Here is a 13,731-nt window from a genome sequence, read left to right on the forward strand (position 1 = left end):
GAATGTAAAAAGAAATAAAAAGGATGCCACCGGTAACGGCAGGCTTCCTTAAGAATTAACTACAAGAGTAGCCGCCTAAGTTTGACCGACCGGGGCGGCTATTCTCGTGTGTTTTTGCTATTGCGTCCGATGGCGTATCCAAGACCGAACGCGGTCAGCGCAAGGCTAATCACTGCGATTAATCCCTCTATCGTCAACATCTGCATTTACCTCCTTTCCGGTGAAAGCTAGGAACAAGTCCCGCACTATAGTTACCGTCATTTGTATACTCCTACTCTGTCATGATATAATCTTGAATCGTAAATCAGAAATACATACAAAGGATAAATAGAATGTCAGAATCAAATCCAAATAGCAATCATGGCATACGGCACAGTTCCCGAGATCTTAATGTCGAGCTCCTGCGTATCATCGCCTGCCTCATGGTCATCATGATACATGTGAGACCATTTCCCTTTTCGGGAACGACTCTCAGGGATGCCGTAGTTTTTATAAATGTAATGAACGGGCCTGCAGTGGCCGCCTTTTTTCTGATAAGCGGTTTTTTCATAAGTAAGAAACAGAATCTTTCACATATAATAGTGCGTTTTCTAAAGAGTGTTATCCTGCCGACAGCAGTATTTGTATTCTGCCTCGGCCTCATTCGCCCCTGGATCAATACCCCGGGGATGGGGCTTTTGCAAAGCATTCTGAGCTCACAGCCTTTGACTATTCTTTCGGATATGCTTCAGGGGTTCCTTGCTTTTGATACCGTACGTTTCGGAATTTACGCAGACCACTTATGGTATATCTTCAGTTATGCCTCCATCATGTTCTGGATGCCCGTGATACTGACGCTAGTTAAACATGATGAAACTACTGCTCTCAAGCTATTGCTTCTGATCGGAGTTTTTCACTACACTCTTGTGAACCTTAGTGCCCTGGTGGTTCTGCCCTTCGGGATATATATTCCCGAAGCCATGGGAAAACCGGCACTGTACACCATTGCAGGATACCTTTTTTACTCATGGATAAAGAAGGTGCGAGCCACTGAGCAGCCTCTTACCAGGAACAAACGCTTACCCTTACTGTTTTTGTTTATGTTCATAATCCTTTCAACAGTGCTTTTCTTCCTTCAGAAGCATGTTTATATGCAGGGACTTATGATTGGAAGATCGGTAGATGAATTGAATACAGATTACTATTTCACAAGCTGGAGCGGACTGATCTGTGCCCTTCAGACAGTAAGTCTTGCAGGATTTGTGCTTTTGCTTCCATTAAAGCTTCAATACAAAAGCGGAGCTTCATCGGTAAGTTCAGCAAACACTGACAATAACAGCTTTAAAGATCAGTCAAAGCAACCGTCAGGCAGCATAGCAGTACCATACTCTGCCGTGCGAACGCTCATTTCCACCCTTGGAGGCTATACATTTTACATTTATCTGATACACTACGTATTTACCAATCATTTTAGAGCAACAGGACTTGAGGCAGCTTTTAAGGGCTTCTTCGGAGAGACTTCACTTGGGCTTATAACTTACAGCCTGATTTACTCCTTATTCATTTTCGCATTTTGCTCTATACTTATATTTATATTCAGACAACTCACTAAGCTAATATCTACTGTTTTAAGGTATAAAAAATAATGTCTAAAGATACAATTAACAACAATATAAAAACCAAAAACCCCGATGGTTTCCGAACCGTCATCGTTATCCCAAACTATAACGGTTTACGTTTTCTCGATGACTGCATGAAGGCCATAGATGCCCAGACCGTGGATCACTTCGTAACTCTCGTGATCGATAACGGTTCGGGAGAAGAAGATACCAAGTGGCTTAAATCCTGGCAGGAAAAGGACAGCGTCCATCGTAAACTGATACTCAATAAAGAAAATCTCGGTTTCTCCGGTGCCGTAAATCAGGGAATCCGCTTTGCCATGGAGCACAACATTGAGTTCACTCTTCTTTTAAACAATGACACAAAGGTAGCTCCTGATTTCGTAGAAGTCCTGGAAAACCGCATGGACAAGGACAGTAAAAAGAAAGTCTTTGCTATCTCCAGCAAGATGGTGAAAATGCATGATCCTTCCATCATGGATGATGCGGGGGATCAGATGACAGTTCTTGGCTGGCAATTTCAGAGAGGTTTGGACGAGTCTTCATCTCTTCCGAGATGGAATACCGAGTCAGAGGTTTTCTCCGCCTGCGCGGGTGCTGCAATGTACAGAACCGGGCTTTTTGAAAAGGTGGGACTGTTTGACGAGAACCACTTTGCTTACCTCGAAGACATTGACCTTTGCTACAGGGCACAGCTTTATGGCTACAAAGTTCTCTACTGTCCAGAGGCTCTGGTTCATCACGTTGGTTCCGGCACCAGCGGTTCAAAGTACAATGACTTTAAAGTTCGTCTGAGCGCCAGAAACTCTTTATACCTGCTTTATAAGAACCTGCCCTTATTTATGGTGATTCTCAATATTTTCCCTATCCTTGCAGGCTACCTTATAAAGATACTGTTCTTCACCAAAAAAGGCTTCTTTAAGCCCTACATGGAGGGCATATTTGAAGCCTTCGGCAAGTTCAAAACTCTCAAAAGGGCAAAAATAAATGAGGTACCGCCCATGCGATACCTCACTCTGGAGTTAAGACTTATTGCCGCTACCTTTGAGTACGCTTCGAGACTAATGAGACGATATAGTCCAAAGGCTCGCGGTTAAAAATATAAGAAGCCAAAAGATATACGATAACTCCCGTCACCATCTGTAGGATCAATGTCGGAATCGGGGCAAACCGAAGAAGCTCCACGCTCCAGGCAGCCGCACCCATAAGCACTGAAACCACCAGGGAGGGCAATACCTCGATCCACTGCCTGAGTGGCCCATAACCTATAAGCTTACCGTTCGGCCATGCATTGATGACGGTACAGAGATACTCGTCAATGACTTTAAGTATAAGCATTGGCCATATACCGAAAGGAAGACTCAAAAGCAGTATCACAATGCCGAGAGTCTTTTTTATTAACTCGAGTTTCAGGAAAAGATCGGACCTTCCCATGGCATTCATGACCTGAAGGTTGATGATGTGAATGGGATAGACCGCGTAGCTCACAGCCAGCAGCACCAGATACGGCGCCGCCACCAGCCATTTCTCTGTAAGAAGAATCTCTACAAGTGGTCTCGAAACCGCTGCAAGTCCCGCCATCATTGGGAAGATCACGAAGGCGCTGAGCCTTATGGATCTGCTGGCCATACGCCGGAGCATTTCAGGATCATCCTGCTGTTTGCTGTAAGCCGGAAGCATTACCGACTGAATGGCTGTGGAAAGATTCGTTGCGATGATCTTCGGGAACTGCTCACCTCTGTTATAGGCTCCGAGGTCGGCACTTGAGTACTTTTTGCCAATGATAAGGCCGTAAATATTCTGCCACACCGCATCGATAAGGCCGGAGGCAAGTATCTTCCAGCCAAAGGAAAAGAGCTGCCTGAGACGTCCTGTGCGGAACAGAAAGTGAGGGTACCACCTTACGGTGAAGAGCATCACTATCATAATTGAGAAGTAGTAGGATATCTGCTGGGCAGCCATGGCCCAGACTCCGAAGCCCTGCATGGCGAGGGCGATGGACACCGCTCCGGAGATAAGCACCGCGATCATGGTTGACTGGAAGAGCTGTCTGAACCTGAGATTTCTAGCTACGAAGGCCGTCTGTATAGACACGATGGCTCCCGGGAAAAGAACTATTCCCATGACTCTTACAAGCTCTCTCAGCACCGGAATCCCGTAATAACCGGCTATCCAGGGTGCTCCCGCAAAAAGCACCAGGTAGCATCCCAGTGCCAGCAGCATACTGATCCAGAAAACCGAGCTGTAATCCTCTTCCTTTATATCCTTCCCCTGCACAAGAGCCGTTGCAAAGCCGGACTGCACAAAGGTATTTGCTATTGTTATAAATATGGTGATAAGACTGATGGTTCCGTACTCCGTGGGAGTCATGAGTCTCGCCAGTATGAGTGCAACCACAAACTGCACTCCCTGGGAACCGCACTGCTCCAGCACCTTCCAGAAAAGCCCGCTTATCACCTTGCTTTTCAAATTATTATCTGCCATTTTTCCTGTTTCGCAGCCAATTGTAAAGCTTCGGCATGCGATATTCAAATCCTATAAAAAATCTGTCCCGGAGATTCAGTTCATTGAAAAACTCTCTGTACTCAGGTTTAAAGATCGTCTTAAAGTCCCTGACATTGACCTTGGTGAGGAACTCATTTCTTCCTCCTGCCCTCATGGCCGCCTCATGGAACCTGCCACCGGTCACTTCATCGAATCTCCGATACATCTTCCAGAGATCCTCCGCAAACTTTTCCTGTTTTCTAATGTAGTCGCCGGTCATCTGGCTCTCAGTCCAGGAGCCCCCAATTGCGAAACGATAAACGCTCATGGGCTCATCAAAATAATAGCTGTCCCCGGCTGCCGCCGCCATAAGTTCCAGCGGTCTGTCTCCGACCGGACAATCCACATAGTAATCCGGCAGTTTTTCAACGATTTCCCGCCTTAAAAGGAAGCTTGCAAAGGGTGAGCCCACTGCTTTATCCACAAGCTCCTCCGGTTTAACCACACGGGATTGTTTATAAGGTCTCATAAGCTCCCCGTTTACGAGAGCCCCGTCTTCGGAAACAACCTTAGCGGAATGAAAAGTAAATACACACTCCGGATGTGCCTCCATATAGGAAACCTGCTTCTTAAGCTTCAAGGGATCGCACCAGTAATCATCCCCGTCTGTAAGAGCCACATATTTCCCCACGGCCCTCGGAAAGTTAAAGGCCCCGGAAATATTGGTAATCCCCTTGCTGTACTGATTCTCAGTCCTAAGAATCGGCTTAATGATATCCGGATACCTCTCCTGATACCCCCTGATGACCTCCTGGGCATTGTCCGTAGAAGCATCATCATGTATCAGAACCTCAATCTCGAAATCCCTTTCCTGATTCAGTATATGGTCAAGACATTCTCCGATATACTTCCCATGATTGTAGGTCACCACGCAGACAGAAACCATTATTGGCTTATTTTTGGTTTTCCCAACTTGAGTTTCTATTTCATCCATCAACTAACCTTCTATTTCACAACAATATAGTACCTACCTAATATGACTCGGAGGAGTTTATAGATAACTCACCTTATAAACAGACACTCCCCCACGGTTCTATGGAACATATTGTAGGTGAAGCCATATCTCAGAATAATGTATATCTTCCCAAGCCTGTTTCGTTCCTGAATACTCACAAAATTCTCCAGCAACGCCTTTTGCTTCGCGGTGAGCCGATCCCCATATATCTCCAAGAAGCACCGGGCCTGCTGAAACATCTCCTCATAAACCTTTCGGGAATGCTCATCCATCTCAGCCTTGCTCTTCCCGTCTTTTCTGCCGATGCCGAAGCGGCCGAGAATCTCCATGATACGGGAACCCTTTTCAGCACCGAGGACATTGTTCCCATGCTGCCTGTACTTATAAAGAGACTCCGGCACGAAACGAATCTGTCCGAAGGCTGCCGCAACAAGGGCTATCCACTGATCATGCATGACACAATGCTCAGGCTCCCTGTCTATAAGCTTTGCAAGAGCCCGGTTTATCATCATTGCCCCGCCAACAACATTGTTCTGAACCAGCAGCTGATTCAGCTTCTTTCTTGCGGGAGTCATTTTCTGGTAAGTCACATAGCTTGGGGAGATAGGATTAAGCTCCTGATCCACCACCTCGGAATCACAATGCACAAGAGTTGGTTTATCATCACCGTAAACCGCCTCCAGTATCTTCATCTGTTTAAGGGTCTTCTCAACCTTATCCGGATTCCATACATCGTCCTGATCTGAAAGCATGACGTATTTGGAGTCCCCATACTTCCCCTCTGCCAGAAGCTTCAAAAAATGTTTCTGTGCGCTTCCGCAGGGAGGATTCTGTTTCAATATCTCTATCCTTCCGGAATTGGCTTCCTTCAAGGCTTCAACGATTCCCAGTGTCCCGTCTTTTGATCCGTCATCCGACACAACGATCCTAATATCCTCATAACTCTGCCCGAGGATAGAATCGATCTGCTGCTTCACATAGTTCTCACCATTATAGGTGCACAGGAGAACCGTGACCTCATAACTTGAATTTTTTGATTCCTTATCCATCTCAATTAGCTCTTATTTCTTATATTTTAATACTTGCTTGCTAACTCCTGATTTTTTTCATCGAAATCCTGCCGATGTTGAATTGATCAGTTGTTATTAATGTGCCAGAATCTGACACATATATACCATTCTTTCAGAAATCAGCCTGTCTCTTCTCCATTATCTTCCGGATGATGGCATCATCTCCCCATACCGCCTTACTGTCATATGGTCTATCCGGGAATGCCCCATATTTGAGACTAATTTTATAGCCATTATCCTTTATGAAATCCTCGACTCTTGTGGCAAGCTTCTCCGGGAACCCTGAGCAGGCATTGATGACACCCTGATACTCCTTCTGCTCGATGACCGCCGCAAGCATTTCACAAAACCTGTCATAGTTTATGAAATCCCACTGGTTCTGTCCCATGGTAAAAGGAAATTCCTTGTCCCCGCGCTTTTCCGCAGCAGTGATCTTCGAAAAAATGGAGCAGCCATGCTCGGAATTTCCGACGATGTAGTAGCCTCTTACCCACTGTAAAACCGTAGGTTTATTCTTACAAATAAGCTCCAGTGACTGACGAAGGGCATTTTTGGAAATACCGTAAAGAGACTGGGGATTGCAAGGCGTATCCGGCTTGATGGAGCCCTCAAAAAAACCAATCTCATGCATGGACCCCATTACTGCCATCTGACTTATTCCTGATTCCACAAGTTTCTCAAGAAAAGCAAAATGCTTAGGCAGGTCATTAATGTGTGACGGATCATTGTGCACAAAACCGTTCTTCCATGCCAGATGAAAGCAGGCATCGGGTCTTCCGAAAAACTCAAAAGGATCCTCTAAGGAAAAAAGATCTGCTTCCTTCAGCTCTGCTCTTTTGTCAACGATATCAAGTCTGAAATCCGAAGCAATGACCTGATTTCCGTCATCCAGAAGCTGCTTCACCAGCCCCTGACCTATATATCCGTTTGCACCTGTAACAAGAATTTTCATTAATTTCTCCAATATTATTCACTTCATGAAATAATCATTAAGCAAGGTACTTTACACATCAAATGAAAATTGCCACACATACCTATCGGCACATTTAGCAGCTTCATTTCAAATCATCATTCCCCAGGATGTCTTTTAGGAATCCATCCAGACTGTATCTCTCATACACCTCTTCCGGAATTTCCTTATAGGGCTCTTCGATGAACTCCTTCGGCACAGAAAAGTCCTCGGGGTCATAAATGTAAACATTCTCCTTGCAATAGAAGTCCGTGTCCAGAATGTGCCTGTTGTTGGTGATGAGTTTGCATCTGTGTCCCACCGATTCAATAGTTCTCATGCTGAGACCGTTTTGCTGAGGAAAAGTGTAATCCACAAAACACCTTGTATGATTGTAGATATCATTGGTTTTTTCCATGGGAAGGGAATCAAAATGCAAAGCCTCCCGGGCCCCCTTATACAAAGGATTTCTCTTAAGAACCGCCTCTTTAATATACTGAAGCTTCGGCACATAAATATACCCGAAGAGATTTTTCCCGTAGCGCTCCGCAAGCTCCTTAAGCTTTATGAGAATCTGCATGCGTCTCGTATGCATGGAGCATAAAAATATAAGATCGTAGCGCTTGTCCTCTGAGCTTTGGCATTCTTCCTTCTTAAAAAATAACGGTCTGTAATTCCAGCCGTACTTCTCCGAATCCACCGGATCAAAGGTGTAAATCTCATCAAACTGAGGATTCAGCCTTGTCTGATCCGGAAATGTAGATACGCTGTCCCATTGATAAATCTTGAAAATCGCGGCCCTGAATCTTTCCCGAAGCCGCTCAATGACCCGGTCTGTCATCCATTGGCCCTTTATAACAAAAACAGTGTCAATGTCTTCGGTCAGCTTTGAAATCACGCCCTCATAGTAATCAAACACCAACCTGTCCCTTAAGCCCTTTGTGTAAAACATCACCAGCTTATTATAGAGACTGTGGGCATGAAGGTTGGAATCCACTAAGAATACCTCTGCCCCTGCTTCCTCAAGTTTCCTTTTTATGTCTTTCTCATAATTATAGAAATAGGGCATTATGAGAAGGATCTTCTTATTTTCTAACTTTATCATTGTAATACTTGTCCGAAATAAACTGACGCACAGGAGGTGCCAGGAAGGTGATAATGTTCATGGCATGGTAAGCAACCATAAACGCTTCCTTTCCCTTCACCTTCTTTGCATCGGCAAATGGTGTCAGCTTTAGATATTTATCATAGGCGAGACTGTAGTGATTCATGTTTCCTCTGTTCCAGGGGCGTTCATCCGAAGCATAATGCACTATGTGGGGATGATGCTTTGCGAGTCTGAAGCTCTCCTTGGACTCACCCTTTCCGTAGGCAGCGGACTTCTCCACCAGAGTCTCGTATCTGAAATAGTAGTAATTGGTTATAAAATCGTAGGTCTGACCTACTCTTTTTATACGGCCCTTAAGCACATGATTAAGGATGTCCTGATCATTAAATGGAAGCTTTCCGCCCATGGTGTTGTAATACTCCAGGCAGTTGGTTTCCATGTCCTCAGACCTCCATGCGGAAAGATTGAGAAGGATCATACCTGCATTATAGTAGTTATCCTCCTCCGTCAGCCCCACCAGCTCCTTCACTTCAGGATAAATGGTAGGCTCAGCCGCCATAGCTGCGATGTCGTCATTGAGCCTTAAATCATAAAGCCCCGAAATATCCCTAAGCACAACCGTGTCACAATCCAGATACAAAACCTTGGTAACCGTTTCCGGAAGTATGGAACCCATCAGCAGTCTCGCCAGTGTTGTGATACGAAACTTCCCCGTATCAAGCCCGTAAATCCTGTCCTTCAGATCCTGCATCAGGCCTTCTATCGGATAGAACTCAACCTTTCTTCCATAGAATTTCGCCATCTCCCCGATCTTCTGCCTGTTTTCCTCAGAAATGCCGTCGGACAGCACGTGAAAGTTGATTTCAACTTCTTTATTATGTTCGATCAATGATGCCATGGAAACCGCCATGTGCTGACAGTACCCGTCATCAGTCGCGTAAACAATATTCATAAATTATTTCCTTACATAATCTAAAAGGGCTCGGCCCTTACGGGTCGAGCCCATCAAGCGCCTTTCGGCACTTGATATACTACTATCATTTTAAAGTTAATTCAAGATTACTTATGAATTCCCGAACAGTCCCTTCGGCTTCTCACCGCTGAGCTTTCGCTGCTCTACGCGCTTCTTTCCGGCTTCCTCAGCCACATCCTTGAAGTACAGACGGTTAACCGCACTGAAGAGCGCTCTGATGGAAGAACGTGTGATATTGGAAGAAAGTCCCACGCCATAGCTGGTCTTTCCTGTGTCAATGTCAAGAAGGTGAATATATGATACCGCCTTAACATTGGTACCTGAACCAAGAGCATGCTCCTGATAGTCGATAACCTTTGCCTTGATGCCGATCTCATGGTTAAGACCCGTAAGAACCGCATCGATAGGTCCGTTTCCGACACCACCAAAGTTCTTCATCTCGCCACGGTTCATGTAAGTAACATTGGCAAGAGTTGTGAAACTGTCGTCGCCCTCGTTCTCGGTATCCGTTGTACGTATATTCTTGAAGTGGATAGGCTCCTTGGTCTGTACGTAGCAGGCATCGAAGATATCGAAGATCTCCTGAGGTGAAACCTCGCCCTCCTGCTCCGAAACAAACTGGATGTAATCCGCAAACTCTCTCTGCATTCCCTTAGGAAGCTTGTAGCCAAACTGGGAATCCATAATGAAGGCAACTCCGCCCTTTCCGGACTGGGAATTGATACGTACGATAGGCTCGTACTTTCTTCCTATATCCGCAGGATCGATAGGAAGATAAGGAACCTCCCAGATCTGACTGTCCCTGTCCTTCATTGCCTTAACGCCCTTATTGATGGCATCCTGATGGGATCCCGAAAATGCAGTGAAAACAAGCTCACCTGCATAAGGAGCTCTCGGATGAATGCTCATCTTTGTGCATCTCTCGTAAACTTCCTTTATAGGGTTAATGTCTTCGATATTAAGCTTTGGATCCACGCCATGTGAAAACATATTGTAGGCAACTGTGAGAATGTCTACATTACCGGTTCTCTCGCCGTTTCCGAAAAGTGTTCCCTCAACACGATCTGCTCCTGCAAGAAGGGCGAGCTCTGTGGATGCAATGCCCTCCCCACGGTCATTGTGAGGATGAACGGAAACGATAACATGCTCACGGTGCTTTAAGTGATTGCACATATACTCGATCTGATCGGCATAAACATTGGGAGTATTCATTTCCACCGTTGATGGCAGGTTAATGATGACTTCTCTGCCCTTTCCGCACTCCCAGGCATCCAGTACTGCGTTGCATATTTCAGCCGCAAAGTCCATCTCCGTTCCCGTAAAGGACTCGGGAGAATACTCAAGACGGATAGTTCCGGGGAAATCCTTGGCATACTTCTTTACAAGCTGTGTACCTGTAAGAGCGATGTCAATGATCTCCTGCTTTGACTTTCCGAAAACCACATCTCTCTGAAGAATGGATGTTGAATTGTAGATATGAACGATAGCCTTATCAAGACCCGCAAGACACTCGAAGGTTCTTTCCAGCAGCTCTGCGCGGCACTGAACCAGTACCTGCACGGTAACATCTGACGGGATCATCTTGCGCTCGATGAGCTGACGTAGGAAATCATACTCGATCTGTGATGCGGCAGGGAAACCAACCTCGATTTCCTTGAAGCCAAGCTTTACCAGCATCTGGAAGAATTCTATCTTTTCTTCAACACTCATCGGATCCACCAGTGCCTGGTTACCATCACGAAGATCTACAGAGCACCATACAGGTGCCTCTACGATTTCTTTGTCCACCCATGTTCTTTCCGGATACTTGAATGCCGGAAATCTTCTGTAACGCTTGTAATTCAACATAATCTCATTCCTTTCGCATGAAGAACCTAAGCCCACAACCGCCATTGGTCCCTCACTATTATGCATTTGATTCATCAGTAGGTTTAAATCTTGCCTAATATAAATCGTAAGTGGGCGTAAAATGCATTTTCCGCCCACTTAATTATAGCCTTATTAATCGTTCAGCACTAGACCCAGTTCTTTCATAACATCTATAACCTGGGATACATATTTCTCACATTTCTCCATGGTATCCGCCTCAACCATGACTCTTACAAGAGGCTCTGTTCCGGAAGCTCTGAGAAGGATTCTTCCGTCTGAACCAAGCTCCTCCGTAACCTTATCAACCGCAGCAAGAACCTTAGGATCCTTCTGGGCTTTTTCCTTGTCCTCAACTCTTACATTCTTAAGGAGCTGAGGGAATACGGTAAACGGTGCTGCCAGATCCTTAAGGGACTTCTTCATTGCCAGCATTGTCTCCATAACCTTTATGGAAGTAAGGATACCGTCACCGGTGGTTGCATGTCTCATAAAGATAATGTGACCGGACTGCTCTCCTCCGAGAGAGAAGCCATTATGCAGCATGTTCTCATAAACAAATCTGTCACCAACCTGTGTCTTTTCATACTTAATGCCTACGGCATCCAGTGCTTTGTAGAGACCAAAGTTAGACATTACCGTTGTAACGATGGTGTCGTCCTGAAGCTGTCCTTTTTCCTTCATATAACAGCCGCAGACATACATGATCTGGTCTCCGTCAATGAGATTACCCTCTGCATCCACAGCAAGACATCTGTCCGCATCTCCGTCATAAGCAAATCCCACATCACAGCCTTTTTCCACAACAAACTTCTGAAGAGACTCAATGTGTGTTGAACCGCAGTTATCGTTAATGTTGGTTCCGTTTGGCTCGTTATGGATGACGAAGGTATCTGCTCCGAGAGCATCGAAAACGGACTTTGCAATGGAAGAAGCGGAACCGTTTGAGCAGTCGAGGGCAACCTTCTTATCCTTGAAACTCTTTGTTGCAAGTGAAATGAGATATCCTATATAACGGTTTCTTCCTGCCGCAAAGTCTACTGTGCGGCCGATCTTATCCTTTGTTGCCAGAGGTACCTCAGGAGTTTCACCGTCAAGATAAGCTTCTATCTCAGCGATAACATCCTCTCCAAGCTTCTCTCCGTTTCCGTTTATAACCTTTAAACCGTTGTCATAATAAGGATTATGTGAAGCTGAGATCATAACCGCACAGTCAAAATCCTCGGAACGTGCCACATAAGCAACAGATGGTGTAGTTGTTACATGAAGAAGATAAGCATCGGCTCCGGTTGCTGTTATACCTGCAGCAATGGCATACTCGAACATGTAACTTGAACGACGGGTATCCTTTCCGATAACGATACGGCATTTTTCACCGCCCTTCTTGTCTTTTCCATAGTACCAGCCAAGGAACTTACCTACGCGGAATGCACTGTCCGCTGTAAGATTGACATTAGCCTCACCTCTGTAACCGTCTGTTCCAAAATATTTTCCCATTATATAAAGCTCCTTTAATTTCTATACTCCGACAGGAAGAAATCCTCCTTCTGAATAAAAGTCGGCGTTAGTTCTGAATATATTAAATTTCCGCCAGGTGAACTTTTTCTGACAGTATACAGGCACCGTTCAACATATTTACTATGTGCCTCTGTAATGCAGAAAAGGACTGCCATAAAGGCAGTCCCGTTATCCTCATATCTCTATATCTTTTAATGCTTCAAGATATCTTGATAATGCATCCTGCCATGTTGGGAGCGGCTTAAATCCATTCTCAACAAGTTTTGACTTATCCAGTCTTGAATTAAACGGACGGGCTGCCTTACTGAGACCGTACTCCTCAGTGGTAACAGGAATAACCTCTGTAGCAAGACCTGCCTGCTTATAGATTTCCTTTGTGAAATCATACCAGCTGATATATCCGCCTTCGTTTGTAGCATGATAATATCCGTACTTTTCTGTCTCAAGCATGTCCACAAGAAGTACTGAAAGATCCAGGGTATAGGTAGGTGTACCGATCTGATCATTAACCACACGAACCGTATCGTGGGTCTTTCCTACATTAAGCATGGTCTTGATGAAGTTCTTTCCGTTAAGTCCGAACACCCATGCTATACGTACAATAAAGTACTTTTCAAGGGTTTTTGAAACCGCAAGCTCGCCTCCAAGCTTTGTCTCACCATAGTAATTAAGTGGAGCATAATCCTTGCAGTCCGGCTTCCAGGGCTCTGTGCCCTGACCGTTAAATACGTAGTCAGTGGAAATATAGATCATTTTGGCATCAAGCTTCTTTGCCACATCCGCGATGTTCTGAACACCGTCAACATTGATGGCCTTAACCTTTGCCTTCTTGTCTTCATCCTCTGCGAGATCCACTGCTGTCCATGCAGCGCAATGTACTATAACATCCGGATTGATCTCTGATATAACCTTATCCACCTGCTCACGGTTTGTGATGTCCATGGAAACATAGGGAAGCTTTGTAACCTCACTTCCGTCCTGAATACCGCTGTAAACAGGTGCTATGTCTGAACCAATTCCCTCATGTCCTCTTTTGGCAAGCTCGTTCATGACATCGTGTCCGAGCTGTCCGCCGACACCGGTAACAAATACTTTCACGTTTTTGTACTCACTTTCTATTATTTCACGATGTAAGTGGTCAGGCATTAAC

Annotated in this window: 11 protein-coding genes; 2 read left to right on the forward strand and 9 right to left on the reverse strand. The window is 45.2% G+C overall.

The genetic code is table 11. The features are described 5' to 3' along the window. Window positions 1–332 precede the first annotated feature (332 nt). Complete coding sequence (locus BLV86_RS11095; RefSeq protein ID WP_090817267.1) at window positions 333–1,625, forward strand: acyltransferase family protein; 1,293 nt, start codon at window positions 333–335, stop codon at window positions 1,623–1,625. Continuing rightward, on the forward strand, window positions 1,625–2,695 hold the full coding sequence (locus BLV86_RS11100; protein WP_090817270.1) for a glycosyltransferase family 2 protein: 1,071 nt from the start codon (window positions 1,625–1,627) through the stop codon (window positions 2,693–2,695). The genes BLV86_RS11095 and BLV86_RS11100 overlap by 1 nt, the downstream gene beginning before the upstream one ends. Here BLV86_RS11100 and BLV86_RS11105 read toward each other — a convergent pair. The 9 genes from BLV86_RS11105 to rfbD all read right to left on the reverse strand — a co-directional run bounded on the left by BLV86_RS11105 (window position 2,637) and on the right by rfbD (window position 13,679). Then, entirely contained in the window at window positions 2,637–4,082 is a 1,446-nt protein-coding gene (locus tag BLV86_RS11105) for a lipopolysaccharide biosynthesis protein (RefSeq protein ID WP_090817273.1), read from the reverse strand. The genes BLV86_RS11100 and BLV86_RS11105 overlap by 59 nt on opposite strands. Then, complete coding sequence (locus BLV86_RS11110) at window positions 4,072–5,076, reverse strand: glycosyltransferase (RefSeq protein ID WP_090817276.1); 1,005 nt, start codon at window positions 5,074–5,076, stop codon at window positions 4,072–4,074. Before BLV86_RS11110 ends, BLV86_RS11105 begins: the two co-directional genes overlap by 11 nt. A 68-nt stretch (window positions 5,077–5,144) precedes the next feature. Then, entirely contained in the window at window positions 5,145–6,146 is a 1,002-nt protein-coding gene (locus BLV86_RS11115; protein WP_090817279.1) for a glycosyltransferase family 2 protein, read from the reverse strand. A 133-nt stretch (window positions 6,147–6,279) separates the two neighbouring features. Then, complete coding sequence (locus tag BLV86_RS11120) at window positions 6,280–7,119, reverse strand: NAD-dependent epimerase/dehydratase family protein (RefSeq protein WP_090817282.1); 840 nt, start codon at window positions 7,117–7,119, stop codon at window positions 6,280–6,282. Window positions 7,120–7,222: 103 nt separating this feature from the next. After that, on the reverse strand, window positions 7,223–8,221 hold the full coding sequence (locus tag BLV86_RS11125; protein WP_090817286.1) for a WaaS/CpsH family glycosyltransferase: 999 nt from the start codon (window positions 8,219–8,221) through the stop codon (window positions 7,223–7,225). Then, on the reverse strand, window positions 8,202–9,176 hold the full coding sequence (locus tag BLV86_RS11130) for a glycosyltransferase family 8 protein (RefSeq protein ID WP_090817289.1): 975 nt from the start codon (window positions 9,174–9,176) through the stop codon (window positions 8,202–8,204). Before BLV86_RS11130 ends, BLV86_RS11125 begins: the two co-directional genes overlap by 20 nt. Before the next feature lie 111 nt (window positions 9,177–9,287). After that, a complete protein-coding gene (leuA, locus tag BLV86_RS11135) occupies window positions 9,288–11,045 on the reverse strand; it encodes a 2-isopropylmalate synthase (RefSeq protein WP_044915944.1) in 1,758 nt (585 codons plus the stop codon). Window positions 11,046–11,198: 153 nt separating this feature from the next. Next, window positions 11,199–12,560, reverse strand: a complete 1,362-nt coding sequence (gene glmM, locus BLV86_RS11140; RefSeq protein ID WP_090817292.1) for a phosphoglucosamine mutase — start codon at window positions 12,558–12,560, stop codon at window positions 11,199–11,201. A gap of 195 nt (window positions 12,561–12,755) precedes the next feature. Next, window positions 12,756–13,679, reverse strand: coding sequence for a dTDP-4-dehydrorhamnose reductase (gene rfbD, locus BLV86_RS11145; protein ID WP_029201864.1), 924 nt, complete (start codon window positions 13,677–13,679; stop codon window positions 12,756–12,758). Window positions 13,680–13,731 lie beyond the last annotated feature (52 nt).

It is taken from the genome of Oribacterium sp. KHPX15 (genome assembly GCF_900107835.1).
In the GTDB taxonomy this organism is placed as follows: Bacteria; Bacillota; Clostridia; order Lachnospirales; family Lachnospiraceae; genus Oribacterium.